The following is a 25,015-nucleotide window of genomic DNA, read 5'->3' as shown; positions in this document are numbered from 1 at the left end:
GGTCAGATCCCGCAGGGGTCGGCGTAGGGGAGATCCGGTACGAACCTGCTCCACTCGGCCTGGCTGATCCGCGCCGTCGGGTCCGCGCAGGCGACCGCGGTGAGCCGGTCGGGATCCACCGACCAGACCATGGTCTGGCCGTCCTCGGTGGCGAGCGCGAGCCGCTCGCCGGCCTGATCGACGGCGAGCGACAGCACGGGGCTCCTCAGGTCGCCGATCCGTACCGGCGCCGCCGGGTTGGAGCCGCCCCAGTACTCCACGACGCCCGCCTGGTCACCGCTCACGACCTGCCCGTCGGGCCCGAACGCGACGGTGGTGACGGCGGCCGCGTGCCCGGTCAGTTCGTCAGTGACCCGGCCCTCGGCCGGCGCGGTCACGTCCCAGACCCGCACGGTCCGATCATCCCCGCCGGCGGCCAGACGCTTCCCGTCCTGGCTGAAGGCCACCGTGTTGACCGCGCCCGCCGCGCCGCTGAGCACGGCGGCCCGTACCGGGTTCGCCGGATCGGTGATGTCCCAGAGCTGGATGTCACCGCCGATGCCCGCCATCGCCAGCAGGTCGCCGGCCGGGTTGAGCGCCATGTCCTGGGCCACGGGGGACCGTTGCAGGCGGGGCGGCTCGGGCGCGGACGGGTCGGTCAGCCGCCACAGCGCGAAGGTGCCGTCCTCGGTCGCGGCGGCGAGCAGCGACCCGTCCTCGGACAGGGCCACCTGGACGGGACTGCTCAGGCCGGTCATCTCGGCCAGCGGCCGCGGGTCGGCCGGGTCGGTGACGTCCCACAGCCGCGCCGGGGCCTGGGTGCCGCTGAGCGCCAGGCGGTCGCCGTTGTGGCCGAACATGACGGCCGAGGCCGGGTCCTCCGTCCGCCGCTCGCTGAGCTGCGTCGGCTCGCCGCCGTCGGTCAGCTGGTAAAGCCGTAGGGTGCCGTCGGCCTCGGCCAGGGCGAGGACGGAGCCCGACGGGCTGAACGCGACGTCCCGGCCCGGGCTGCCGGACGCCGGGGGCCGCACCGCGGTGCGCTCGCCGAACGACGCGATCAGGGCGTCGGCGGCGGGACCGACGGGAGCGATCCGGTAGGCGGCGAGGCTGAGGCGCCTGGCCAGGGCCGGGTCGTTGGCGCGGCTGGCGGCGGCGTCGGCGGCGAGCTGGGTCGCGATGGCCTCGCGGTCCGCGGTGGAGGCGGAGTCGTCGTCACCGCCCAGCGTCGCCAGCGGAATGGCGACGGCGGCGGCCAGCAACGCCGCGACGCCCACCACCATGACCGGCCGACCGAGTTTCCGGCGGTTCGTCTCCGCGCCGGTGCCCGCGGGCGCGGGAGCCGCGCCCTGCCCGGCCGCGCCCTGCCCGGCGGCCCGCGCAGCGTCCGCGGCCGCGGGCTGCGGCGCCGACAGGTGCTGCGGTGCGGGGGAGTGCTGCGGTGCGGGGGAGTGCGGTGCGGGGGAGTGCTGAGGTGCGGGGGAGTGCTGAGGTGCGTGCGAGCGGTGCGGAGCCGGGGAGTACGGCGGTGCCGCGGGGTACTGCGGCCCCTGCGAACGGGGCGGCGTGAGCGGCTGCGAAAGGGGCTGGGCCGACCACGGAACGGGTGAGACCGGCGGCTGTGAGGAGCCCGGTTGCGAACTCTGCCCGGGTGGGCCGGGCTGGGGGGCTGCCGTCGGCACCGGCGGCGGTGGGGTGCCCGGCGATATGACGGTGTCCGCCGGGCCCCGGCCGCCGGCCGCGGCGGGCGGAGGTGACCCCGCGCCGGCCCGCCGCCCGGCCCGGGACCATCGTCGGCCCCGGGCCGCGCCGTCGTCCTTCCCGCCCCGGCCGCGGTCGGCCTCGGCGCCCGCGGCCGGGGCGGTCCGCTCCGGGATGGCCACCCCGGCCGTCAGCGCGAGGCGCAGTTCCTCGGCGCTCGGGCGGGTCGCCGGGTCCTTGCGCATCGCGAGCTCGACCAGCTCGCGCAGCTCGCCGGTCACGTCGTTCAGCCGGGGCGACTCGTTCACGATGCGGTAGAGGACCGCCTCGACCCGCCCCGGCCCGAACGGCGGCTGCCCGGTGGCGGCGAAGATCATGATCGCGCCCCAGGCGAAGATGTCGACCGCGGAGGTGATCGGCAGATCGAGAATCTGCTCCGGCGACATGTAGCCGGGTGTGCCGATCGCCTGCTTCACGTTGCGAGAAAGGTCGCTCACGGTGTCGTACTCCCGCGCCAGCCCGAAGTCGATCACCTTCGGGCCGACCGGGGAGAGCAGCACGTTCGCCGGGGTGAGGTCGCGGTGCACGATGCCGGCGGCGTGGATCGCCGACAGCGCGGTCGCCACGCTGACCGCAAGCTGTTCGAGATCGGCCGGGCGCATCGGCCCGCGCGCCGTGACGTGCCGCGACAGCGTCGGGCCCTCGACGAACTCCGTCACCAGGTACGGCTGCGGTCCCTCCGGGTCCGCGTCGAGGACGGCCGCCGTCGTGAACCGGCGGACCCGGCGGGCGCTCTCGGCCTCGCGGGCGAAGCGAGCCCGGAACTCCGGCCGGGATGCCAGCTCCGGGCGGATGACCTTGATCGCGACGGCGGTGCCGTCCGGCGCCTGGCCAAGGAAGACCGCGCCCATCCCGCCCTGGCCGAGCCGGCCGATCACCCGGTAGTTGCCGAGCTGGACGGGATCGTCCGCACGCAGCGGCCGTGCGGAATTACCGGACGCCGGTGATTGCGAATACCCGGTCACGCGGCCCCACTCCTGCGTTCGTCATAACTGCCCTCAGATTACCGAGGTCGACGACCGCGACCTGACTCCACGGTACCGTCGTTCGGCTCATTCTCCTGCTGGTACCGCCTCCGCGGGACGCGGGGTATTGCCGGGCCAGGCCCGGGCGGCGCGGATTCCGGAACCGGTCTGGTCGGCGGCGTGCGCCCATATACCGTGCATCCCGACCGGTCCTCGGTTCCGCCCGGGCTTCCGGTCCGCTCCGTTCGAGTCTCCGCGCGCCTCTCCGCGCGCACCGAATCCGGGAGGTCACGTGCTGCGCCGCGCGGCGAAGTTCGAGGTCAGTCTCACCCCGACGTCGGATTCCCTGCTGGCACCGGTGGCCGAGGAGCCCCGCCAGTGGCTGCTCGACCGCGCGCTCGACGAGTTCGTGGCCGACCTCAGCGCCCTCGACGAGGCGGCGCCGCACATGGTGCCGGGCGCCTCCCGGCCGAAGATCGAGGTCGCGGTCGACGAGGCCACGCCGGCGGTCACCGACGGGACCCTGCTCGTCTCCGGCCAGGAGGTGATGCAGACCTGGGAGCGGCCGCTGATGCGGGCGCTCGCGCGGGCCGTCACCCGTCCCGGGAGCTCGGTGTGCGAGGTGGGCTTCGGCCTCGGCATCTCGGCCGGGTTCGTGCGGGAGCTGGGGCCGGCCAGGCACACGATCATCGAGGCGAACCCGGACGTCGCCGCCGCCGCGCGCGCCTGGGCGGCGGCGGGCGGCGGCGGGCCCGGGGTCGAGATCGTGCCCGGTCGGTGGCAGGACGTTCTGCCCGGCCTCGGCCGCTTCGACGGCATCCTGTTCGACACCTATCCGCTGGACGAGCGGGAGGTCGACGACTACGTGGTGCGGGACGCCACCTTCGCCGAGCATTTCTTCGGGCATGCCGCCGAGCACCTGACCGACGACGGATCGTTCACCTACTACTCGAACGAGATCGACTCGGTCTCCCGCCGGCACCAGCGCGCCCTGCTGCGCCATTTCGAGACGTTCTCGGTGCGCGTGGTGGACGGTCTGCGTCCTCCGGCCGACTGCAGCTACTGGTGGGCGCCGTCCATGGCGGTGATCGTGGCCGCCGGTCCTCGGCGCTGATCCTCGGCGCTGATCCTTCCGCCGGGTCCGTCGGGTTCCGGGTCGCTGGGCTCCGTGTCCGTGATGTTGTACCGTTGCCGGGCCGGTTGCCCCGATCATCCGGAAATGAGCGGAAAGAGCCGTTTTGGAGATGCTCGGGGCGGCGCTGGGTGGGGACCGGTCGGCAGGAGGTTCGTCACCGCTGGCGCTGTGACGCTGGGACGTCAGGAGAAACCGATGAGAACCGGATCGGCCGGTGGTCGGCGGCGGATGGCCGCGGCCGGAGTGGCGCTGGCGACAGTACTGCCGGTCCTGCTGGCCGGATGTTTCGGGGGCTCCACCGATGAGTCGGCACCGTCACCCGGCGCGGCCTGCGCCGCCGAGGCGGGCGTCACCCCCGAGGAGATCCGCTTCGGCGTTCTCTACCCGGACACCGGCTCCGGTTCACAGCTCTCCCGTGCCTTCCGGGCCGGCATCGACGCGCGGCTGGGGGCGGTGAACGCCGCCGGCGGCGTCCACGGGCGGCAGGTCCACTACGACTGGCGGGACGACGAGTCGACGTCGGACGGCTCGCTGCGCGCCGCGCGCCACCTGGTGGACCGCTCCGGAGCCTTCGCCGTCGTCGGAACCAGCGGCATCGGCGCCGAGGCGGCGAGCTATCTCGCGGAGCAGGGCGTCCCGGCCATCGGCCAGGACCTCACCGCGGCCGGCGAGAACACCTTCGGCTACTCCAACATGCTGGGCGGCGACCTCGGCACCTCGGTCTTCGGAGCGTTCGCGCGCTCCCACGGCGCCACCCGGGCGGTCATCCTGCGGGCGGAGGTGATCCCGACCTCGGGGCACATCGGCGAGCGCCTGGCCCGCAGCCTGCGCGCCGGCGCGGTCGAGGTCGTCGACACCGTCGACTGGACGCCCGCCGGCTTCGACCCGGCGGCCGCCGCCGAGCGGGTGCGGGCGGCCGGCGCCGACATGATCACCGGAGTCGTGCCCGTGCAGGCGTTCGCGGACGTGCTCGCCGCGACCCGGGCGGCGGGCGTCCCGGTGAAGGTGGCGATGCAGCCGGTCGGCTACGACCCCGTCCTGCTCGACCGCCGCAAGCCCGGGCTCGCCGGCTCCTTCTTCCTCGTCGACTTCGTGCCCTTCGAGGCGGCGACACCGGCGCACCGGCGCTATCTCGACGCGATGGCCCGGTACGCGCCGCAGATCGAGCGGCCGGAGCAGACGACCGGCCTGGTCGGCTGGATGACGGCGGATCTCTTCCTGCGTGGTCTGACCGAGGCCGGCCAGTGCCCGACCCGCGCGGGCTACATCGCCGCGCTGCGCGAGATCCGGAACTACGACGCGGACGGGCTGCTGCCCGCCCCCGTCGATCTCGCCGCGAAGAACGCGCCGCGCGCCTGCGTGAGCGTGGTCCGGGTCTCGCAGGCGGCGGACGCGTTCCAGGTGCAGATGCCGATGGCGCTGTGCGGGGACACCCTCGGCTGACGTCAGCCCGGCCCGGCCCGGCCTCCGTCTCAGGTCGTGCTGGCTCAGGCGTCGTGCCGGGTCGCCTCGTCCCGGATCTCGCCGACCAGCTCCTCCAGGATGTCCTCCAGGGCCACCAGACCGAGGATGCGGCCGGCGGGGTCGGAGAGCCGGGCCAGGTGCGAACCGGAGCGCTGCATGGTCGCCAGGGCCGTCCGCAGGCTGTCCTCCGCCCCCACCCGGACCAGCGGCCGGATCCACTTGGCGGCCACGGGCGCGGACCGGCGGTCCTCACGGTTCTCCAGGACGTCCTTGAGGTGCAGGTAGCCGACGAGGTCGTCGTCCTCGCCGCGGACGGGGAAACGGGTGTACCCGGTGTCGGCGGCGAGCTGTTCCACCTCCCGAGGTGTGATCGTGGGCGGCACCGTGACCAGCCCCTCCGGGTGCAGCAGCACGCTGCGGGCGGTGCGCTCGTCGAACGACAGCGCGCCGGTGAGCAGGTCGTGCTCGTCCTCCGCCAGCAGGCCCTCGCGGTGCGACTCCTCGATGAGCCCGGCCACCTCGTCCCGGGTGTAGACGTTGGTGACCTCGTCCTTCGGCTGGACCCGCACGGCCCGCAGGGAGAGGTTCGCGATGCGGTTGAGGACGGAGATCACCGGCCTGGCCACCCGCACGACCCCGACCAGCGGCGGCGTGAGCAGCAGGACCGCCCGGTCCGGCAGGGCGAGGGCCAGGTTCTTGGGCACCATCTCGCCGACCACGACATGCAGGTATGTCACCAGCGTGAGCGCGATGGCGAACGCGACCGGGTGCCGCATCGAGGACGGCAGGCCGATCGCCTCGAACGGGCCCACCAGCAGGTGCGCGATGGCGGGTTCGCTCAACGCGCCGAGGCCGAGGGTGCAGACGGTGATCCCGAGCTGTGCTCCGGCCAGCATCAGCGACACGTTCTCCATGGCGCGCAGCGTGACCTTCGCGGCGCGGGAACCGGCGGCCGCTCGCGGCTCGATGGTGTCCCGGCGCGCGGAGATGAGCGCGAACTCGGCGCCGACGAAGTACGCGTTGCAGGCCAGCAGCAGCACGGTCACGGCGAGGGCGACGACGTCGTTCACCGGCCGGCCCCGCGGGCTCCGGCCGACATCGCGGCTCCGCCTCCGCCCGCGGCTCCGCCTCCGCCCGCGGCTCCGCCTCCGCCCGCGGCTCCGCCTCCGCCCGTGGCTCCGCCTCCGCCCGTGGCTCCGCCTCCGCCCGTGGCTCCGCCTCCGCCCGTGGTCCCGTTTCCGCCCGTGGTCCCGTTTCCGCCCGCGGCTCCGCCTCCGCCCGTGGCTCCGCCTCCGCCCGTGGCTCCGCCTCCGCCCGTGGCTCCGCCTCCGCCCGTGGCTCCGCCTCCGCCCGTGGTCCCGTTTCCGCCCGTGGTCCCGTTTCCGCCCGCGGCGTCGGAGCCGGTGCCGGTGGCAGTGGCCGTCCCGTCGGCGGCGGTGCCACCCGCCTCTCCGGTGGCCTCGTCCGGCCCGTCTCCGGTGGCCTCGTCCGGCCCGTGCCCGGAGCCGTCCCGCGAATCGAGGCGGATGCGGTCGACCCGCCGGCCGTCCATCCGCTCCACCTCGTAGTGGATGCCGTCCACCAGAGCCGTGTCACCGGTCTGTGGGATGCGGCCCAGGGCCCGCGCGATCAGGCCGCCCAGCGTCTGGTAGGAGTCGTCGGCCGGCACCGGCAGGCCGGTGACCTCACTGGCCTCCTCGGGACGCAGCAGGCCGGAGAGCAGCCAGCTGCCGTCCCGGCGGCGCAGTGCCCGCGGGCTGACCCGGTCGTGTTCGTCGATGACGTCACCGACGATCTCCTCGATGAGGTCCTCCGCCGTCACCAGGCCGTCCGTCCCGCCGAACTCGTCGACGACGATGGCCATCTGCAGGCCGCCCGAGCGCAGGGTCTCCAACAGCGGATCGAGCGGCATCGACGACGGCACGGTCGCCGCGGGAACCATCACATCCCGCACCGGGGTGGTGTCGCGGAGCTCCTCGGGCACGCTCACCGCGTGCTTGACGTGCACGAGGCCGACCACGTCGTCGCTGCCCTCCCCGGTGACCGGGAAGCGGGCGTGGCCCGTCCGCCGGACGGCGCTGATCACCTCGGCGACGGGTGCGTCGGCCTCGATGGACTGCATGCGCATCCGGGGCGTCATGACGTCCTCGGCGACCCGGTCGCCGAACGTGAGCGAGCGCTGCATGAGCGTCGCGGTCTCCCGCGGCAGTGTGCCGTGCTCGGCTGACCGCCCGAGCAGCGAGAACAGCTCCTGCGGGGAACGGGCGGACGCCAGTTCCTCCCGGGGCTCGATGTTGACCCGCCGCAGCAGCGCGTTCGCCGTCCGGTTCAGCGAGCTGATCACAGGACGGGCGATCCGGGTGAACGCCCGCTGCGGGCGCTGCACGGCCCGCGCCGTCCCCAGCGGCTTCGCGATCGCGAGGTTCTTGGGAACGAGCTCCCCGTAGAGCATCGTGAAGGCGGTCGCGATCACCAGCGCGAGTGCGACGGACACCCCCCGGGCCACACCCCGCGACGCGCCGAGGTCGGTGACCGGGCCTTCGACGAGGGTGGCGATCGCGGGTTCGGCCAGGAAACCGATGGCGAGATTGGTGATGGTGATGCCGAGCTGCGCTCCGGAGAGCTGGGTGGACAGGCTTCGCAGGCCGGTCAGGACACCCGCGGCGGAGCGGTCCCCGCCCTCGGCCGCGCGTTCCACGGTGGGCCGGTCCACCGTCACGAACGCGAACTCCGCGGCGACGAAGACGCCGCAGGCGGCGACGAGGGCGAGACTCAGGAGCAACAGAAGCGCCTCGGTCACTGATCGGCCCCCGCGGGCGCTTCTTCACGCGTGGGCCGGCCGGAACTACATCCGGCATCGTCGGAACTGATCATGATCCCTTCCGTCGGGTGGGACGACTGTCGGGTCCGACTGTCGCCCAGGTGTCTGGCTACCCCCGGTCATGCTGTCTACCCCCGGTCACGCTGGTTCAACGCACGTCGGAGACGGACCGTTTCACGATGGCCTGTGGGAGGTGCGTCGGTCCAGAGGGCGACGGCGTGGCATGGCGCGCTGTACCGCGCCGCGCCCGCGCCCTCGCCGTCGGCCCCGCCGGCCGGGCTCCACCCGTTGTGGCCAGCCCGGTCGGCCCGCGGATCTGGCCCGGAATTCCAGGTGTGGCGTCCACCCGGGCTGGGAAGGTGATCGAGACCGGGCGCGATCAGCGCCCGAGAACGCAGGAACGGAGCCCAGATCGGGGGAGCCGGGAGGGCGTCATGCGTCATTCTCCGCGTGCCCTTGAATTCCCTGTGACCAGCCGTCGGAACAGGCCACCGGAATGGCCGGGCCGGGCGCCCGCGGCGAGGTCCGCGGTTGCCCGGTCCGCCATGCCCGCTGTTTTCGGCGGGCTCGCTGTGTTCGCTGTTCTCGCGGCTTTCGCTGTTCTCGCGGCTTTCGCCGTGCTCGGTGTCGCCGCGGCCGGTGTCCCCGGTGTCGGGCGGGCTGGAGCGGGTGACACCGCGGCGGGTGCGGCGCCCGCCGTCGCTGCCGCCGCCCGACCAGACATCCCCCGGCCGGCTGCTCCTCGAACGGTCACTTTCCGTGAAGGCTCGGCGGCCACTTCTCCGGAAGCCGGCGCGGGCGCGGGTGCCCGGGGCCAGGCTCAGGCCCTCGCCGCGGCGCCGGCCTCGACAGGGCCGACCGCGGTGCCGCTCTGCGCACCGAGTGAGCTGCGCGCGGAGCTCGTGGACGCACAGCACGGTGCGGGCCAGACACACGCCACGCTGGCACTGGTCAACACCGGTGGGCAGGCCTGCGAGGTGGGCGGTCGGCCGGTGGTGTTCCAGGTGGACGAGGCCGGCACCAGGCGTGGGCAGCCGGCCGCGGCCGAGGGGCCGGCCGGCGCGGCGGTGCTGCTCGCGGCCGGTGAGCGGGCCGAGGCGGGGCTCACCGTGAGCGCGGCGGGGCTGTTCCCCGCCTGCGGCGCGGACGGCTCCGCGGTGCCGCCCGCGGGCCTGCGGGTCATCCCGCCCGGCGGCGGTGAGGCGCTCACGGTGGACGGCCTCGCCGCCCTGCTGCCGCTGGACGCCGGGGCAGTTTCCGCCGGGGCCGGCTGCCCGGAGCCGGCGCTGGCCGAGCTGCGGGTCACGGCGCTCTACCCGGCGATCTGAACCCGGCGATCTGACGGCTCAGCCGGTCCGCGCCACCCAGCCCCGGCGCCCGGCCCCGACCCCCAGCCGCCCTGACCGTCCGTTACCAGCCCCGGCCGCCCCTCCCCGGTGGTTCCCGCCGCCGGGGAGCTCGGGCGGCCCCGTCACCGGGAGGCACCGGGCGGGACACCTGTTGATCGGCCCACCGGCTGCCCGTTCCGGCCGCTCGGAACTACCGGGGCGCCAGGCCGAAGGTGTAGAAGATGGCGAGCGGCCAGCCCAGCGTCGCCACCACCGCGGTGAAGAAGTGGCGCAGCGTGGCGTCATCCCAGTCGGTGACATTCCAGTAGTCCTGGCTGATGGTGATGATGAGTCCGATGGCCAGGTAGAGAAGAAATCCGAGGCTGACACTGCCGTACGTCCGAGTCCTGACCCGGGCTACCATCGGTCGCTCCTTCGGTTAAGAGGGGAATATCCGCTGGCTCGGCGAATACCCCGATGCGGCGGTGCTAATCTTCCCGAGGCTCCGGATCGGCCCGGCGAGGTCAGCGGTAGGCGTCGACGGCGAGCGAGGCGGCGAGTCCGAGCGCGGCGGCCGCGACGATCCAGCGCATCAGCCCGGCCGGCAGGACCCGCACGATCCTCGGCCCGAGCGCTCCGCCGGCGAGCAGCCCGGCGGCGAGTGGCGCGGCGGCCTCCCAGGCCACGAAGCCCAGGGCGGTGAACAGCAACGCGGCGACCGCGTTGGAGAAGCCCGAGGCCACGTTCTTCACGGCGTTGACCCTGGCCAGTGGCTCCGGGATCATCACCGCCATGATCGCCAACAGGGCAACCCCCGCGCCGGCGCCGAAGTAGCCGGTGTACACCGCGACACCGAACACCGACAGCGGCAGCGCCGGCCCTCGCCGGGGGGCCGCTCCGCGCGCGGCCACGATCCGCGGCGAGAGCAGCAGGAGCACCGCCGCGCCGGCGATCAGCCACGGCACGACCAGTTCGAAGGCCCGCGCCGGTGTGGTCAGCAGCAGCACCGCCCCCGTCGCCCCGCCGCACAGCGTGGCCAGCCCGAAGCGGGCCACCCGCCCGCCCTGCCCGGCGAGCTCCGGGCGGGAGCCCGCCGCCGCGCCGAGCGCGACGAACAGCAGCGCCGCGGTGTTCGTCGTGTTCGCGGTCCGTGGCTCCAGGCCGACCGCCAGCAGGGCCGGATAGGAGACCAGTGACGCCAGGCCGGCGACCGTGCTGGTGATGCCCGCGAGGATCCCGGCCCCGGCCAGCAGCAGGGCGTCGACCGCGGTCAGTCGGTCACCGGCCCGGCCGGGCGGGGAGGAACACGGGTCACTCCGCCGGTGGTGCGCCTGCCTTCGGCGCGCCGGACCATTCGGCCAGGATCGTGCCCGGGTCGCTGAAGGCGGCGCGACCGGGCAGCGGGGTGTCGCTGCGGGAGAACCGCGGCGCCGGAGCCGCCTGGGTCACGCCGTCGGCGTCGACGACGGCGCCGCGGGTCGACATGTGCGGGTTGTCGGCGACCTCGCCCAGGCTCAGGACGGGCGAGACGCAGGCGTCCGTCTCGGCGAAGTGCGCCGCCCACTCGTCCCGGGTGCGCGTGGCGAAGGCGGCCGTGAACGCCTTCCGCAGTTCCGGCCAGCCGGCCGGGTCGAACTGGCCGGGCAGGCCCGCCTCGTCGAGGCCGAGCCCTTTCAACAGCTGGGCGTAGAACTGCGGCTCCAGCGGTCCGACGGCGACGTGCCGGCCGTCCGCGCAGGTGTAGGTGTCATAGAAGGGGCGGCTGCCGTCCAGCAGGTTGGTGCCGCGCTCGTCGGACCAGGGCCCGAAGCCGTGCCAGTCGCCCATGGCCCGCCAGGCCCACATCATCTGCAGCAGCACGCTGGTGCCGTCCACGATCGCCGCGTCGACCACCTGCCCGGCGCCGGACCGCTCCCGCTCCAGCAGCGCGGAGAGGATCCCCACCAGCAGGAACATCGAGCCGCCGCCGTAGTCGCCGACGAGGTTCAGCGGCACCGGCGGCCGCTCGTCGGCCGGGCCCATGGCGTGCAGCGCGCCGGTGAGCGAGATGTAGTTGATGTCATGCCCGGCGCGGTGGGCGAGCGGGCCGGTCTGGCCCCACCCGGTCATCCGGGCGTAGACCAGCCGGGGGTTGCGGGCCAGGCACTGCTCCGGCCCGAGCCCGAGCCGCTCGGCCACCCCCGGCCGGTATCCCTCGATGAGGACGTCGGCCCGCTCGACGAGATCCAGCGTCTGCGCCAGCCCGTCGGGGCTGCGCAGGTCGACGCGCAGCAGGCGCCGGCCGCGCAGCAGCCAGTCCTCGGGGCCGTCGCCCAGCTCCGGCCGCTGGATCCGGACGACGTCCGCGCCCAGGTCGGCGAGGATCATCGTGCCGTGCGGGCCGGGGCCGATACCTGCGAGCTCGACGACCCGCAGCCCGCTGAGCGGACCGGTCACACTTCCTCCTGGAGGCACCTGGGGCGGACGGTGTCCGTGGCCGGGCCGGCGGTGCCGGCCCGCCGGGTCAGAGACGCTCGATGATCGTGGCGTTGGCCATGCCGCCGCCCTCGCACATCGTCTGCAGACCGTAGCGCCCGCCGGTGGCCTCCAGGTAATTGATCATCGTCGCCATCAGCTTCACCCCGGAGCCGCCCAGCGGGTGGCCGAGCGCGATCGCCCCGCCGCGCGGGTTGAGCTTCGCCGGGTCGGCGCCGAGCTCCTTGGCCCAGAACAGGGGGACGGACGCGAACGCCTCGTTGACCTCGTAGGCGTCGATGTCGTCCAGGCTCAGCCCGGAGCGCTTGAGGATCTTGTGGGTGGCCGGCAGCGGGGCGGTGAGCATGTAGAGCGGGTCGTCACCGGCCAGGGCGAAGGAGTGGAAGCGCGCCCGCGGCCGCAGCCCGAGCTCGGCCGCCTTCGTCTCGCTCATGATCAGCGCGGCGGACGCGCCGTCGCTCAGCGGCGAGGAGTTGCCCGGGGTGATGTGCCACCCGATCTGCGGGAACCGCTGCGCGTACTGCTCGGTGTAGAAGGACGGCTTCAGCCCGGCGAGGCCCTCGGCCGTGGTGGCCGGGCGGACCGTCTCGTCGGTGGTGTGGGTGAAGGTGCTGCCGTCCGGCGCGACGGCCTCGAACGGGATGATCTCGTTGTCGAAGCCGCCCGCCGCGGCGGTCGCCGCCGCGCGCTGATGGGACCGGGCGGAGAACTCGTCGAGCTCCTCGCGGCTGAGCTTCCACTTGGCCGCGATCAGCTCGGCACCCACGCCCTGGTTGGCCAGGCCCTCGGAGTAGCGGGCGCGCATGCCCGGCCCGGACGGGTCCCGGCCCACCGAGGCGAAGCGCATCGGGACGCGGCTCATCGACTCGACGCCGCAGGCGATCGCGACGTCGTAGGCGCCGGCGATGACGCCCTGGGCGGCGAAGTGCATGGCCTGCTGGCTGGAGCCGCACTGCCGGTCGACGGTGGTCCCCGGCACGGACTCCGGGAAGCCGGCGGAGAGCACGGCGTTGCGGGCGATGTTCGCCGTCTGCTCACCCGCCTGGCTGACACACCCGGCGATGACGTCGTCGACCAGGGCCGGGTCGAAGTCGTTGCGGCTGACCAGGGCCTTCAGCGTGGCCGCGAGGAGCTCGACCGGGTGCGTCTCGGACAGCGCACCACCGGGCTTCCCCCGGCCGGACGCAGTGCGGACGATGTCGACGATGACCGCGTTTTCCATGGCACTCCCCAACCGGACGCCGGCATGAACCTTCGCGGCGCCGCGGCACCGCCGTAACCGGGCGTCAGCGCTACGCTCAGCAACGAACGTATGAGGGGCCGCTCGTTACGGTCAACAAATACCAGCGGCGCCCTCTTACGCCCGGGCGCAGGGTTTTTTCGCTTTTTCCGGTGACTCTGCCGGTGTGGGCCCGGCGTGTCCTCTGTCACGGTGTGTTGTGTGTCACTGCTTCTTCGTCCGCCGGGTCGGCGGCGGCGTCGTTGCCGCGGCGCAGCACGCGCAGGCCATGGCCACCGGGGCGCCAGGTCTCGATCACCAGTTCCTCGCCCGCGACCCGGATGCGCACCACCTGGGTGATCTCCACCCGGAACAGGTCGAACGGAACCGGCGGCGAGATCTCCTCCACGAAGTGGCGCCGGATCACCGGATCGTCGACGCACACGGCCCGGCCGGCGACACGTATGTCACCCCCGTCCAGGTCGGTACCCGGCCCGGGATTGGCGTGCAGCGCGAACCGCGGGTCGCGCTGCAGGTCGGCCGACTTGCGCGCGCCGGGCATGCCGCCGAGCCACAGCTCGTCCAGGCAGAAGCTGGTCTCGATACCGCTCACCCGCGGCGAGCCGTCGGCGCGCACCGTCGCCAGGACGTGATGGCGGAAGCTGGCGAAGCGTTCCCGCGCGTACCGGCCGAAGTCGGGCTCGGCGGACTCGAACTCGCGCCAGCTCGCCACCGGCGTTCCCGGCCCGGCCTCCCGGCCGCCTCGCGATCCGCTCGAAGAGGTGCTCGGTGTGCTTGTCATGGCCTCAGCCTCGCCCCGATCCCTGACATCTCCTGTCAGGGATCGGGGCTACTTTCGCCGGGTGCGCTCCAGCCGGCTGATGGCCCTCCTCCTGCACCTGCAGGCCCACGGCGGCGCGACGGCCGCCGATCTCGCCGCCCGCTTCGAGGTCTCGGTACGCACGGTGCGGCGGGACGTCGCCGCGCTGGCCCAGGCCGGCGTGCCCGTCTGGTCCGAACCGGGGCCACGCGGCGGGATCCGGCTGGTCGAAGGCTGGCGCACCCGGCTGGACGGGCTCACCGGTGACGAGGCCTCGGCACTGTTGCTCGCCGGCGCCGGCGGGGAGGCGCTCGCCGGTCTCGGGCTGGACGCGGTCGCGACGGCGGCCCAGCACAAGGTGCTGGCGACCCTGCCACCGGAGCTGCGCGCGCGGGCGGGGCTGGTCCGGGAGCGGTTCCACCTCGACGCACCCGGGTGGTTCGCCGCCGCCGAACCGGTGCCCTGTCTGGAGACCGTCGCCGCGGCGGTGTGGTCGGGGCGCCGGCTCGACCTCCGCTACGGGCGGCCCGGTCGGGCGGTCCGACGACGGGTCGATCCGCTGGGCCTGGTTCTCAAGGCGGGTGTCTGGTACCTGGTGGCCCGCCACGAGGAGGAGCTCCGCAGCTACCGGGTGAGCCGGATCATCGCGGCGAGCGTCGTGCCGGCCCCGGCGGACGGTTTCACCCGGCCCGGCGACTTCCAGCTGGCCAGCTGGTGGGCGGCGGCCAACGAGGAGTTCGCCCGGACCCTGCACCGCTGGCCGGCGCGGCTGGCGCTCTCACCGCTGGGGGTCCGGATCCTCGCCCGGGAACTGGATCCGCTAGCGGTGCGGCGGGCGCTCGCCACCGCCGGTGAGCCGGATGCCGACGGGTGGCGGAAGCTCGAAGTGTGGTTCGAGGACCCGGAGGTGGCCCACTCGCAGCTGTGGGCGCTGGGACCGAACGTCCGCGTGCTCGCCCCGGAATCGCTGCGCAGAGATCTCGCCGACTCGGCCCGGACGACGGCGGCCCTGAACGGGTGAGCCCGGAAAGCCGCCCCCGGGCGGGAGGCCGGCGAGGTTCGGGAGAAGCCGGGGATTTGCCGGCCCGGCCCGCGAATCCGCCGGGGAATCGGCCCGTCCGGGCCGGGGATAGATGGAGATGCCCCCGTGCGGGCTGTTCGCAATCGAGGTGTCAGGCGGTGCGGGGGTACGAAGGCGAGCCCGGTGAGATGCCCGGAGTATCCCCCTGCGCGGAGGTGCCCTCCGAACTCGGAGCATTGCCTCCGGGAAGGCGGCCGGCCCGCCGGCGGTCGGCCTGACGCACAACCGGGGTGGTGGCGATCCGGCGCGGGACGGTGAGCAGGCGGCCCGGTGCCCGCTCGCCCTCGCGGCGCCAGTAGCCGCCGTCGGCCTGCAGACCGGCGTCCCCGGGGGGCAGGCAGTGCCCGCTCTCCCGGTGGGCGTCGAAGCCCTCGCAGCCGACGAAGGTCTCGTGGCAGGTCGGGCAGTGCGCCGCGGTCAGCGCCGTCCAACGCACATCGCAGCGACCGCATCCGATGAGCGTCGGCCGGTCATAGTCGATGTCGCGGCCGGGCAAGAGCCGTCCCCCTTCGTGGTTTGCGGACGAATCCGAGCTCCGGACGGTCGGGCGCCGTCGGGCCAATTGTTTACGCCTGCCCACGGGTCCGGACCACATATGCGGCATCGACCGTAACGATTTTCCGGGCCGGTCCACCATACGGGGGGCCGGATGAGGGAATCCGGCCTCCCCGGCGGCCCAGTGTGGCGCGCGGACTCCCTTCGGCGGCCCCCGGAGCCCGCCCGCTGCGCCGGCGCCCGCCGGCCCGGCTGTTTGCGGGGTCAGTGGGAGCGCAGTGTCTCCAGCGGCGAGAGGCTGCTCGGCGACGGCGGCCGGACGGGGTGCCAACCGGGTTCGGAGTAGGGCTCCGCGCGGCGCCAGGAGGCGAGGACCGCACGGTCGAGTGGCTCCAGCCCCGCGGGCAGGCCGGCCAGCGGCTGCCAGGTGGTCTCGGGCCCCGGCCGGCCCGGACGGGCCCCCGAGAGCGCGGCGTCGCGGTGGAGCGCGAAGTACAGCGACACCCGCTCCTCGCCGCCGAGCCGGTGATGAGCCGTGTGGACCAGGCTGAGCTGAGGTTCGGTGATCTCGGAGCCGACGGCCTCCGCGGCCAGCCGGAGCGCGGTCTCCCGGGCTGGTTCCCCCAGCCGCAGCGCGCCGCCGGGCAGTCGCCAGGCGCCGGCCGGCGGGGTGGCGCAGCCGCCACTGCCACCGCCACCGCCACCGCCGGCGGTCCGTCGGCGCCCGGCCGGAGCGTCGGACGTCGTCAGCAGCACGGTGTCAGTCATGCTGATGATCAGCCGCAGATCGACGGGCAGACACAGCGTTCGCGAGGCGTACAAGGCCGCCTACCCGGGAGCGCCGGACCGGCCCACCGCGGACCGGCCCACCGCGGACCGGCCCACCCCTGGAGCGACCACGGCGAGCCGCCCGACCACCTGCCGGGTCCGAGTCCGCCCGTCGCCCGCCGGTGGGGCGGGGCGCGGCCCGGAGCGCGCCGGCGGCTGGTCAGGGATCAACACTGCCTCCACGGGTGATCAGGCACAGCCACGGCACCAGCCTGCGCACAGATCATCCGGGCCCGGACGTGTTGCTGCAAGGGAAGTGCGCGGATTGACCGCAACGCCCACCGGTGGGGGTGCTGACGGCGCAGCCGGCCCCGGGGGTGCCGGAAGGCCCGATCCGGCCGGTACCTGTGGCACCCGTCTCGCCGGCCGCGGCCGGCTGTGATGACCAGCGCATCCGGCCGCGCACCCGCCTCCCGGCCGGCTGCCGGGGCGGCGTGGCGGTCACGCAGGGCGACGAGGTCGCCCGATGTGGAGGCGGTGGTTCCCCGATGTTCGATAGCGTCTGTGAACCATGGACCCGTGGCCTGAGGGCGCCGGTGCGCAACCCCGCTCTGACGGCGGCACCGGCGGTGGCCTCGGGCCCGGCGCGGCGCCGCGCGGGCCGGTGGAGCCGTCGGAGGTCGGGGGAACCCGACGAGTCCGCGAGCTTCTGGACGGCCGAGAGGACTGGGAGATGATCGACAGCGAGAAGCTCCTGGACGTCCCGGACTCGTTCGGGGAGATCACGCCGCCCGGCCCCGGGCGTCTTGAGCTGGACGAGCTGATGGCACAGCTGGTCGAGCGCGCCCAGGAGGTGATGACCACCCAGGGACGGCTGCGTGGCCTGCTGCGGGCCCATCGCGCGGTGGCGGCCGACCTGAGCCTGGAGGTCGTCCTGCGGCGGATCGCCGAAGCGGCCTGCGAGCTCGTCGACGCCAGCTACGGAGCCCTCGGCGTGATCGCCCGCGACGGGCGGCTGGAGCAGTTCATCCACGTCGGCATGGACGCCGACCTGGTCAGCAGCATCGGTCACCTACCGCGTGGCGACGGTGTGCTCGGCCTGCTGACCGCCGAGCCCCGGCCGGTGCGCCTCGACGACATCTCGGCGCACCGGCACGCGGTCGGCTTCCCGCCCGGCCACCCGCCGATGCGCACCTTCCTCGGGGTTCCGATCAAGGTCCGCAGCGAGGTGTTCGGAAACCTCTACCTGACCGACAAACGCGGTGGGCGGCGCTTCACCGCGCAGGACGAGGAGATGGTCCTGGCGCTGGCCGCCAGTGCCGGGGTCGCGATCGAGAACGCGCGCCTGTTCGGCGCCGCCCAGCGCCGCCAGCAGTGGCTGCAGGCGTCCGCGGACATCATGCGCCACCTGCTGGCGGACGGCTCCGATCCGCTCGACCTGATCGTCGGCCGCGCCCGCGAGGTCGCCGCCGCCGACCTGGCCTGCGTCCTGCTCGCCGACGAGGCCACCGGGGAGCTGCTGGTCGACGCGGCCGACGGGCCCGGCGCGGACGCCCTGGCGGGCCGGGCCGCGGCGGCCGCGGGCACCCTCGCCGGGAGGTCCGTCGCGGCCGGCCGACCGCTGCTCGTGGACGACGCGGCCGCCGAGCCGGGTGGTTCCGGCATCGGCGCGGTCGAGGTCGGCCCCCTCATGGTCATCCCGTTGGTCGGCGCGCAGACCCGGGCGGGCGCCGTGGTGCTCGCCCGCCGGCCGGCCGGCCGGCCGTTCGCGGACAGTGACCTCGACATGGCGGCCACCTTCGCCGGGCACGTCCAGGTGGCCCTGAACCTGGCCACCTCCCGGGCGACCCGGGACCGGCTGCTCGTCCTGGAAGATCGCGACCGCATCGCCCGCGACCTGCATGATCACGTCATGCAGCGGCTCTACGCGGTGGCGCTCGGCCTGCAGGGCATGGCCGCGGCCGAGGAGCGCCCGCAGCCGGCCGGTCGCCTCAGCACCTATGTCGACGACCTCGACGCGACCATCCGGGAGATCCGCTCGACGGTGTTCGAGCTGCGCGGCCGGCGTTCCACCGGCGGCCCGGGGGCCCGCGCCCGGCTGGTCGAGATAGTCGAGGAGATCGGCGAGGCACTCGGCTTCAGCCCGCGGCTGCGCGTCGACGGCCCGCTGGACAGCGTGGTGGAGGGGGTGGTGGTCGACCACCTCCTGGCCGTCGTGCGGGAGAGCCTGTCGAACGTCGTCCGGCACGCGCGCGCCAGCCGGGTCGAGCTGGTGGTGTCGGTCAGCCAGGGATGGCTGCGCGCCGAGGTCACCGATGACGGGGTGGGCCTGGGCGGCACCGGCCGGCGCAGCGGCCTGCACAACCTGCGCAGCCGCGCCGAGGAGCTGGGCGGCACCTTCGACGTCGCCGCCGGTCCGACCGGCGGAACCTGCCTGCGCTGGTCGGTCCCGCTGCCCTGAGCCCGCCCACCGGCCGTCAGGCCGGCCGCGGGCGACCGGTCTCCCGCCGGGACCGACGACTGGGCGGGCCGGTACGAAAGGCCCGCGTACCGGGGTCCCTCGCGGGTCTTCGACCGGGCCCGCGCCCGCCACGATGGTTACCTGGCGGGCAGCGGGGGCTCGGGAGGTGCGATGCCGGTCGAGCAGGTGGCCGCGATGACCGTTCCGGCGGAGGTCTGGGCCCGGCCGGCCGGCGGTGGGCAGGCCGCCGGCGGTGGGCACGTCACGTGCGGTGGGCCGACAGCCGGCGGCGGGCAGGTCGTCGAGACCGACGCCGCGCTGCTGTACCTCTCCGGCGACCGCGTGCTCAAACGGCGCCGGCCGGTGGACCCGGACGATCCGGGGTTCCACGGCCGGCTGTCGCGCCTGGCCGCCTGCCGGGCCGAGGTGCGGCGCAACAGGCCGCTCGCCCCGGGGGTCTACCTGGGCGTGGCGGACGTCGTCGACGACAGCGGCGCCCCGCGCGACCATGCCGTCGTCATGCGGCGCCTGCCCGCCGGCCGGCAGCTCGCGGTCCTGGTCCGGCGGGGCGACCGGCTGGAGGCGCCGCTGCGCGCCATCGCCCGCGCGGTCGCGGCCTTCCACGCGGAACTCGGTCCGTCCAGCCGGTGTGCCGACGGCGGCGGGGACGGTCCGGAGCTGACCGCGCGGCGGTGGGACGCGGTGCTCGCCGCTGCCGAGCCGTTCCGCGGGACGGTGCTGGACACCGAGGTGGTGGGCGAGATCGGCCGGCTCGCCCGGGCGTATCTCGCCGGTCGCGGCGGCCTGCTGGCGACGCGCGCGCGGGACGGCTGGATCCGGGGCGGTCACGGAGCTCTGCGGGCCGAGGGGATCTACTGCCTGGACGACGGCCCGCGCATCCTGGGCCGGCTCGGCGGCGACGGGTGGCACGGCGACGTCCTCGGGGACATCGCGCTGCTCGCGGTGGACCTTGAGCGGCTCGGCGTACCCGAGGACGCCGAAAGCCTCGTGCGCGAATACCGGGCGTGCGTTGCCGGCGGTCATCCGCGCTCCCTGGAGCACCTGCATATCGCCTACCAGGCACTGGTCGACGCGGTCGCCGCGGCCGGCGCCGCGGTGGCGGGCACGGCCGGGCCGGAGTCGGCCCGGCGGGCCGGGGAACAGGCCCGGCGGCTCGCCGACATCTCCTACCGGCGGCTGCGCCGCGCGCGGGTGCGGCTGGTGCTGGTGGGCGGCCTTCCGGGCACCGGCAAGTCGACGCTGGCGGGCCGGCTCGCCGCCGGCGACGACGGCCGGGTGCTGATCCGGTCCGACCTGGTGCGGGCGAAGTTCACCGTGGATGTCCCGGGCAGCGACAACTCCTACGTGTGGCCGCTCGCGTCGGAGACCACCGCGCGGACGTACACGGAGCTGCTGGCCCGGGCGCGCGCCGGCCTGGAACGCGGCGACACCGTGATCATTGACGCCTCCTGGTCCGACGGTAGGCACCGGGCCGCGGCCGCGCGGCTGGCGCGGGACACCTCGTCGGAGCTGATCGAGCTGCGCTGTGTCACCTCGCCCGAGGTGGCCGCGGCGCGACTGGCCCGCCGGGACGCCGCCGAGCGGGGAGTGTCCCCGGGGGAGGGCCTGCGGGCCACCGCCGACACCGCCGGCACCACGTCGGTCGTGCACCGGGCGATGAGCGCGTGGGCCGAGCCCTGGCCGACCGCCAGGGTGATCCAGACGGCGGTTCCCGAGGGGGAGGCGTTCCACGCCGCCGAGCGCTGCATCGTCTGAGTGCGGCATCGTCTGAGTGCCGCATCTGGGCGCCGCGTCCCTCCGGGCACCGCTTCATCCAGGCCGCCGTCTGAGGGGCGACATCCTGGGTACGACGGACCTCGGGCGGGCAGGCGGGGCATGCTCCGGTTGGAGGGTCGACAATGCCAGGGTCGGCGCCAGGGTCGACGGACGGGAGTGGGTCATGGTCGGCACCGCCATGCGTCTGACGGAGGACGACGCCCGCGCGATCGTCGGGCTGGCCGCCCTCGCGCCGTCGATTCACAACACCCAGCCCTGGCGGTGGCAGCTGGACGCCACGGGCCTGCACCTGTTCGCCGACCCCGCCCGGCTGCTGCCGGTCGTCGACCCCGAGGGGCGGCAGCTTCTGCTCAGCTGCGGTGCCACGCTCACCTTCGCGCGCCTTGCCGCGCGGTCGCGGGGTCTCGCCGTGGAGGTGGTGCTCAGCGACCTCGACGAGACCACCTGCCCGCCGCCCGCGGACGAACCGCTCGCCTTGCTCCGGGTGACCGGCCGGCGGCCGGCCGACCCCGCCGAGGCCGACCTGGTCGCCGCGATGTCCAGCCGGCACACCGACCGGCGCCCGTTCATCGCGGGGGAGCGTGGCCGGCTCGGCCCCGATGACGTGACCGCGTTGCGCCGCGCCGCCGAGGCCAGCTCCGCCTGGGCCTGGTTCGTGGACGACACCGACTCCCGGATCGCGACCTCGGTGCTGCTCTCGCGGGCCGACTGGCACGAGTCCCGCGACCCCGCCTACGCGGAGGAGCTGCGGAGCTGGCGCCGCGACTCGTCCGCGGCGGCCGACGGCATTCCCCCCAGCGCGGTCGAGGTCGCTCCCGCGGACCGCCAGTCGGAGTTCGTGCTGCGCGACTTCGCCGTGCCTGGGAACGGCGTGGGGGACGGCGCCGCCGCGGGAGCCGAGGGAGCCGCCAGGCAGGTGGAACGACCGACCGTCGTCGCCATCGGTACCGACGCGGATCGGCCGGTCGACTGGCTGCTCGCCGGTGGGGCGACCGGGCTGGTGATGCTGGCCGCGACGGTACGCGGTCTGGCCGCGTCGCCGCTGGGCCAGGTGATCGACCTCGACGCGAGCCGGGAGCAGCTCCGTTCCGTGATCGGCTCCAGCGGGCACGTCCAGATGCTGCTGCGGCTTGGCCGGCCCGATCCCGCCCTGCCGCCGTTGCCCGCCACACCCCGCCGCGGCGTCGACGAGATCCTGGAGATCACCTGATGTTGGAGATCGCCATCGCCTGACCGGCGGTCAGCGGCGATGCTGGCCGCGGGCCGCCCGCCGGACCAGCCCGCGGGAGACGGGCGCGACGGCCAGCCCGAGCCCCGCGAGAGCCATGCCAAGGGTGGTCGTCCCGGCGAGCAGGGCCCGTTCCGCGGGGGATCTCACCGCCGTGCCGCGCCCACCGGCCGGGCCGGAGCGCACGGCCGCGGTCGGCCCGGCGGTCCGCGCGGCCGCGCTCTCGGCGCCTTTTCCTGGGCCCGCCGTGGGCAGGCCGTTCCCGGCGGGCTGCCTGCCGCCGAGGTCGTTCTCCGGACTGCCCGTCCGGAATCCCAGCACCGGCCGGTAGCCGGCCGGCTCGGATGGGCTGGATTCCCCGGCCTGCGGGGAGCCAGGTAGCCGCGGGTTGGGTGCTGGCCGGGCGTCCGCCGCGCGGGGTGCGGAACCACCGGCCCCACCCCGGCCCCGGGCCGCCGACCCGCTGGGTGCGGGCCCCGCGGGTGCGCCCCGTGCGGCGGGCCCCGCGGCCGGGGAGGGGACGACGGTCGGGGAGGGGACGGCGGGCGTGGCGGGGACGGCGGGCGTGGCGGGGACGGCGGGGACGGCGGGCACCTTCCGCGCGCCGTCCGCGGCCGCGGTATCTGCGGCCTCGCCGGGCAGTCTGATGATCGGGAGGTCGGTGCCGCCGATGCCGAAGAGGCCGGGCTCCGGGGCGGGATCAAGGTCCACGTGAATCTCGATGTCGCCGATGAGGTCCTCGGCCCCGAGCGTGACGACGCCCGTGTCGCCCGGTGCACCCGGCGCGTGTCCGGGGGAGCCGCCGGCCGCGGCCGGCGCGGCCAGCAGCGACGTCATCGCGGAGGCCAGCATCGCGGAGGTCAGGACAGCCCGCACGTTCGCGTCCTTTCGGTGCTCCGCCGCACTGTGTCGGCGGGCCACCGCAGGTCAGGGGCGGCTGGTCGGCCGACTCCGCGCGCACGGAGCCTCGGGAGATGCGACGGCAGTCTGCGGCCCGCCGCGACCGCGGGCAATGCTCCACGCCGCCGGCCCCCGCCGGACGGGCGGATCAGGGACCGGCCCGCCAGGCGTATTGCGGCCTCACCCGACCAGAATCACCCTGACCCCGACCGCGTCGTAGGTTCCGCGCGCGCGTGCGTCCCGCGTCGCGAGGGCCAGGCCGTGTTCTTTGGCCGCGAGCGCCACCAGCCCGTCATATACGGCGCCCCCCGCGATGCCGAGCTGGCTCAGGGTCGTGTGGATCTCCCGGGCGGGTGGGCCGGTCAGCGCCAACGGCGCCGCGAACCTCGCATCGAGCAGGCGCGCGGCGTCCGGCCCCGAAAGCCGGGCCTCGCCCGGCAACCTGGTCAGTACCGAGTAGGTCTCCGCCAGGGCGTGCCCACTCAGTGTGAGTCGCTGTCCGTTCCACCACCGCGTCACGTCCGCGTGCCGTAGATGTGAGCGGACGAGCAGCGGGACGGCGACGCTGGTGTCGACGGCGACGGTCACCTGCGTCCCGCGTCGATGAGGCCGAACAGCACGTCGTCGTCCACAGGTGTGTCGCCGGCTGACACGAGCACGCCGTTCTCCTCGACCAGGCGAGCGGTTCTGCCGGCCGGTACGACCTGCACACCAGCCCCGTAAGCCGAGATATCCACTCTCGTGCCCGGGTGTAGGCCCAGCGCGTCGCGGATGGCCTTGGGCAGCACGATCCGGCCCGCCTGATCCACGACAGCTTCCATGGGAAAACGTTACCATTCCGATCCCAGTCGGAGGCCGCCGAACAGAGCCGGTGGGCCGGCGGGCCGATCGGCGCAACCCGCCGGCCCGCCGTCATCGCCGGGACCGCCGTCATCGCCAGGCCCGGGTGACCTGGTCGGGCATCAGGCGGCCAGGCTGGCGTGCATCTCCCAGACCAGGACCTCGGCCGGCTCCTCGGCGGTCACCCGCTGGCCGCCCGCGCCGGTGAACCGCGCCGCGTCTCCCTCGCCCAGCGGACCGGACCCCTCCAGGGCGACCGCGCCGCGGGCGGTGAACAGGTGCAGGTAGGGCGCGTCGGGCAGCTCGACGCTCTGCCCGGGCGCGAGCCGCGCCACGTGCAGGGCCGCGTACCGGTTGCGGATCCGGATGGCCGACGCCCCGTCATGCCGGTCCATGCCGGAGGCGACGGTGACGAGACCACCCCGGAGCAGCTCGTCGTCGATCTCCAGCTGCTCGTAGCCCGGGTCGAGCCCATGCTCGTCCGGAACAACCCACATCTGGATGAAGTGCACCTCCTCGTCGTGGGGTTCGCCGCCGGCCAGGCGCCAGGCGTCGTTCTTCTCGGAGTGCAGGATGCCCCGCCCGGCGCTCATCCGCTGGGCGAGCCCCGGGTAGATCACACCCGCGTTGCCGGTCGAGTCCTGGTGGACGAGTGACCCCCGCAGGACCCAGGTGACGATCTCCATGTCGGTGTGCGGATGGGTCTCGAAGCCCGTGCCGGGGCGCACGATGTCGTCGTTGTTGACCAGCAGGAGCCCGTGGTGGGTGTTGGCCGGGTCGTAGTGGCGGCCGAACGAGAACGAGTGCTTCGAGTCGAGCCAGCTGATCCGCGTCTTCCCCCGGTCGCTCGCCCGGCGGATGTCGACCTGCGGCCTCGGTGCCACGCCGGTCATCATGACCCCTTCCCATTTACATGACGTGTCATTAAGTTACGTGTGGTGTCAACGAGATTCGAGGGCGGGGCATTCCACCCCCCGGCGGACCAGCGCCCCGCGGGCGACGTGCGCTGGCTGGACTCCCGCGAGCAGCGGGCCTGGCGCCGCTACCTGCTCATGGCCAGCCAGCTCGCCGCGCGGATGGGCCGCGAGCTCACCGCGGACGCGGGGATCTCGCTGGCCGACTACGACGTCCTCGTCCACCTCACCGACGCACCGGGCGGCCGGCTGCGGGCGAGCCGGCTCGCCCAGGAGCTGTCCTGGGAGCAGAGCCGGCTCTCACACCATGTGGCCCGCATGCAGCGGCGTGGCCTGGTCACCCGCGAGGAGTGCGCCGAGGACGGCCGCGGCGCACTCGTCGTCCTGACGGCGGTTGGCCGGGCGGCGATCGAGCGGGCCGCACCCGCGCACGTCACGTTCGTCCGCGAGCACGTGTTCGACGTCCTGACCGGCGACCAGGTCGAGGCACTGGACGCCATCGCCGCCGCGGTCCTGGCGCGCCTGGCCGCCGGTGATCCACCGCCGCCCACCCGCCGGTAGGGGTCG

The 25,015-nt window shown here is 74.6% G+C and carries 22 protein-coding genes; 8 read left to right on the top strand and 14 right to left on the bottom strand.

Annotated elements, in window-relative coordinates:
- Positions 1 to 2 precede the first annotated feature (2 nt).
- Entirely contained in the window at positions 3 to 2,702 is a 2,700-nt protein-coding gene (locus UG55_RS04220; RefSeq protein ID WP_066063113.1) for a WD40 repeat domain-containing serine/threonine protein kinase, read from the bottom strand.
- Positions 2,703 to 2,994: 292 nt separating this feature from the next.
- Here UG55_RS04220 and UG55_RS04215 point away from each other — a divergent pair, with 292 nt between their 5' ends.
- Both UG55_RS04215 and UG55_RS04210 read left to right on the top strand, forming a co-directional pair.
- Complete coding sequence (locus UG55_RS04215; protein ID WP_066063108.1) at positions 2,995 to 3,816, top strand: SAM-dependent methyltransferase; 822 nt, start codon at positions 2,995 to 2,997, stop codon at positions 3,814 to 3,816.
- Positions 3,817 to 4,032: 216 nt separating this feature from the next.
- Positions 4,033 to 5,280: an ABC transporter substrate-binding protein gene (locus tag UG55_RS04210; RefSeq protein ID WP_066063105.1), complete on the top strand. Its 1,248-nt coding sequence runs from the start codon at positions 4,033 to 4,035 to the stop codon at positions 5,278 to 5,280.
- 44 nt (positions 5,281 to 5,324) lie between these two features.
- On the opposite strand, the gene UG55_RS04205 is transcribed toward UG55_RS04210, so the two are convergent.
- Both UG55_RS04205 and UG55_RS04200 read right to left on the bottom strand, forming a co-directional pair.
- Positions 5,325 to 6,371, bottom strand: a complete 1,047-nt coding sequence (locus tag UG55_RS04205) for a hemolysin family protein (RefSeq protein WP_066063103.1) — start codon at positions 6,369 to 6,371, stop codon at positions 5,325 to 5,327.
- Positions 6,368 to 8,101 carry a hemolysin family protein gene (locus UG55_RS04200; protein ID WP_083986390.1) on the bottom strand — a complete coding sequence of 578 codons (1,734 nt, stop codon included), beginning with the start codon at positions 8,099 to 8,101 and terminating at the stop codon, positions 6,368 to 6,370. Before UG55_RS04200 ends, UG55_RS04205 begins: the two co-directional genes overlap by 4 nt.
- Before the next feature lie 566 nt (positions 8,102 to 8,667).
- Between UG55_RS04200 and UG55_RS04195 the strand changes: the two genes are divergently transcribed.
- Positions 8,668 to 9,450 carry a DUF4232 domain-containing protein gene (locus tag UG55_RS04195; protein WP_066063101.1) on the top strand — a complete coding sequence of 261 codons (783 nt, stop codon included), beginning with the start codon at positions 8,668 to 8,670 and terminating at the stop codon, positions 9,448 to 9,450.
- A gap of 211 nt (positions 9,451 to 9,661) precedes the next feature.
- On the opposite strand, the gene UG55_RS04190 is transcribed toward UG55_RS04195, so the two are convergent.
- The 5 genes from UG55_RS04190 to UG55_RS04170 all read right to left on the bottom strand — a co-directional run bounded on the left by UG55_RS04190 (position 9,662) and on the right by UG55_RS04170 (position 13,946).
- Positions 9,662 to 9,874, bottom strand: coding sequence for a hypothetical protein (locus UG55_RS04190; RefSeq protein WP_066063098.1), 213 nt, complete (start codon positions 9,872 to 9,874; stop codon positions 9,662 to 9,664).
- 100 nt (positions 9,875 to 9,974) lie between these two features.
- Positions 9,975 to 10,700: a sulfite exporter TauE/SafE family protein gene (locus UG55_RS04185; protein WP_396230805.1), complete on the bottom strand. Its 726-nt coding sequence runs from the start codon at positions 10,698 to 10,700 to the stop codon at positions 9,975 to 9,977.
- A gap of 61 nt (positions 10,701 to 10,761) precedes the next feature.
- On the bottom strand, positions 10,762 to 11,886 hold the full coding sequence (locus UG55_RS04180; RefSeq protein ID WP_066063094.1) for a CaiB/BaiF CoA-transferase family protein: 1,125 nt from the start codon (positions 11,884 to 11,886) through the stop codon (positions 10,762 to 10,764).
- 67 nt (positions 11,887 to 11,953) lie between these two features.
- Entirely contained in the window at positions 11,954 to 13,147 is a 1,194-nt protein-coding gene (locus UG55_RS04175) for an acetyl-CoA C-acyltransferase (RefSeq protein ID WP_066063092.1), read from the bottom strand.
- A 205-nt stretch (positions 13,148 to 13,352) separates the two neighbouring features.
- Positions 13,353 to 13,946 carry a pyridoxamine 5'-phosphate oxidase family protein gene (locus tag UG55_RS04170; protein WP_083986388.1) on the bottom strand — a complete coding sequence of 198 codons (594 nt, stop codon included), beginning with the start codon at positions 13,944 to 13,946 and terminating at the stop codon, positions 13,353 to 13,355.
- A gap of 61 nt (positions 13,947 to 14,007) precedes the next feature.
- Between UG55_RS04170 and UG55_RS04165 the strand changes: the two genes are divergently transcribed.
- A complete protein-coding gene (locus UG55_RS04165; RefSeq protein WP_066063088.1) occupies positions 14,008 to 14,985 on the top strand; it encodes a YafY family protein in 978 nt (325 codons plus the stop codon).
- Positions 14,986 to 15,136: 151 nt separating this feature from the next.
- Here the strand turns inward: UG55_RS04165 and UG55_RS32270 are convergent, their stop codons facing one another.
- Together UG55_RS32270 and UG55_RS04155 are read right to left on the bottom strand one after the other, a co-directional pair.
- Positions 15,137 to 15,541, bottom strand: coding sequence for a hypothetical protein (locus tag UG55_RS32270; protein WP_242423711.1), 405 nt, complete (start codon positions 15,539 to 15,541; stop codon positions 15,137 to 15,139).
- Positions 15,542 to 15,804: 263 nt separating this feature from the next.
- Positions 15,805 to 16,308 carry an NUDIX domain-containing protein gene (locus UG55_RS04155; protein WP_199865026.1) on the bottom strand — a complete coding sequence of 168 codons (504 nt, stop codon included), beginning with the start codon at positions 16,306 to 16,308 and terminating at the stop codon, positions 15,805 to 15,807.
- A gap of 733 nt (positions 16,309 to 17,041) precedes the next feature.
- Here UG55_RS04155 and UG55_RS04150 point away from each other — a divergent pair.
- From UG55_RS04150 to UG55_RS04140, 3 genes are all read left to right on the top strand, one after another.
- Positions 17,042 to 18,769, top strand: a complete 1,728-nt coding sequence (locus UG55_RS04150; protein ID WP_083986412.1) for a GAF domain-containing protein — start codon at positions 17,042 to 17,044, stop codon at positions 18,767 to 18,769.
- A 171-nt stretch (positions 18,770 to 18,940) separates the two neighbouring features.
- Positions 18,941 to 20,545, top strand: a complete 1,605-nt coding sequence (locus UG55_RS04145; protein WP_066063081.1) for an AAA family ATPase — start codon at positions 18,941 to 18,943, stop codon at positions 20,543 to 20,545.
- 184 nt (positions 20,546 to 20,729) lie between these two features.
- Positions 20,730 to 21,776, top strand: a complete 1,047-nt coding sequence (locus UG55_RS04140; RefSeq protein ID WP_066063079.1) for an Acg family FMN-binding oxidoreductase — start codon at positions 20,730 to 20,732, stop codon at positions 21,774 to 21,776.
- Positions 21,777 to 21,806: 30 nt separating this feature from the next.
- On the opposite strand, the gene UG55_RS45915 is transcribed toward UG55_RS04140, so the two are convergent.
- The 4 genes from UG55_RS45915 to UG55_RS04120 all read right to left on the bottom strand — a co-directional run bounded on the left by UG55_RS45915 (position 21,807) and on the right by UG55_RS04120 (position 24,427).
- A complete protein-coding gene (locus UG55_RS45915; RefSeq protein ID WP_066063076.1) occupies positions 21,807 to 22,670 on the bottom strand; it encodes a hypothetical protein in 864 nt (287 codons plus the stop codon).
- Between the two features lie 204 nt (positions 22,671 to 22,874).
- The gene (locus UG55_RS04130) at positions 22,875 to 23,282 is read right to left on the bottom strand and encodes a type II toxin-antitoxin system VapC family toxin (RefSeq protein ID WP_066063073.1); all 408 of its coding nucleotides are present in this window, start codon (positions 23,280 to 23,282) and stop codon (positions 22,875 to 22,877) included.
- Positions 23,279 to 23,515 (bottom strand): AbrB/MazE/SpoVT family DNA-binding domain-containing protein, encoded by a 237-nt coding sequence (locus UG55_RS04125; protein ID WP_066063071.1) that lies wholly within the window; start codon positions 23,513 to 23,515, stop codon positions 23,279 to 23,281. The genes UG55_RS04130 and UG55_RS04125 overlap by 4 nt, the downstream gene beginning before the upstream one ends.
- Before the next feature lie 141 nt (positions 23,516 to 23,656).
- The gene (locus UG55_RS04120; protein WP_066063520.1) at positions 23,657 to 24,427 is read right to left on the bottom strand and encodes a pirin-like bicupin family protein; all 771 of its coding nucleotides are present in this window, start codon (positions 24,425 to 24,427) and stop codon (positions 23,657 to 23,659) included.
- A 108-nt stretch (positions 24,428 to 24,535) separates the two neighbouring features.
- Between UG55_RS04120 and UG55_RS04115 the strand changes: the two genes are divergently transcribed.
- The gene (locus tag UG55_RS04115; protein WP_066063069.1) at positions 24,536 to 25,009 is read left to right on the top strand and encodes a MarR family winged helix-turn-helix transcriptional regulator; all 474 of its coding nucleotides are present in this window, start codon (positions 24,536 to 24,538) and stop codon (positions 25,007 to 25,009) included.
- Positions 25,010 to 25,015 lie beyond the last annotated feature (6 nt).

This window comes from Frankia sp. EI5c (genome assembly GCF_001636565.1).
Lineage (GTDB): Bacteria > Actinomycetota > Actinomycetes > Frankiales > Frankiaceae > Parafrankia.
Note: the sequence above shows the minus strand (reverse complement) of the source record. Positions and strands in the feature narration are given on the sequence as shown.

Coding starts and splice junctions, on each gene's coding strand:
- UG55_RS04210 (WP_066063105.1), top strand. CDS start 4,033: ATGAGAACCGGATCGGCCGGTGGTCGGCGGCGGATGGCCGCGGCCGGA.
- UG55_RS04195 (WP_066063101.1), top strand. CDS start 8,668: ATGCCCGCTGTTTTCGGCGGGCTCGCTGTGTTCGCTGTTCTCGCGGCT.
- UG55_RS04190 (WP_066063098.1), bottom strand. CDS start 9,874: ATGGTAGCCCGGGTCAGGACTCGGACGTACGGCAGTGTCAGCCTCGGA.
- UG55_RS04175 (WP_066063092.1), bottom strand. CDS start 13,147: ATGGAAAACGCGGTCATCGTCGACATCGTCCGCACTGCGTCCGGCCGG.
- UG55_RS04170 (WP_083986388.1), bottom strand. CDS start 13,946: ATGACAAGCACACCGAGCACCTCTTCGAGCGGATCGCGAGGCGGCCGG.
- UG55_RS04155 (WP_199865026.1), bottom strand. CDS start 16,308: ATGACTGACACCGTGCTGCTGACGACGTCCGACGCTCCGGCCGGGCGC.
- UG55_RS04150 (WP_083986412.1), top strand. CDS start 17,042: ATGATCGACAGCGAGAAGCTCCTGGACGTCCCGGACTCGTTCGGGGAG.
- UG55_RS04145 (WP_066063081.1), top strand. CDS start 18,941: ATGCCGGTCGAGCAGGTGGCCGCGATGACCGTTCCGGCGGAGGTCTGG.
- UG55_RS04140 (WP_066063079.1), top strand. CDS start 20,730: ATGGTCGGCACCGCCATGCGTCTGACGGAGGACGACGCCCGCGCGATC.
- UG55_RS04125 (WP_066063071.1), bottom strand. CDS start 23,515: ATGGAAGCTGTCGTGGATCAGGCGGGCCGGATCGTGCTGCCCAAGGCC.
- UG55_RS04120 (WP_066063520.1), bottom strand. CDS start 24,427: ATGACCGGCGTGGCACCGAGGCCGCAGGTCGACATCCGCCGGGCGAGC.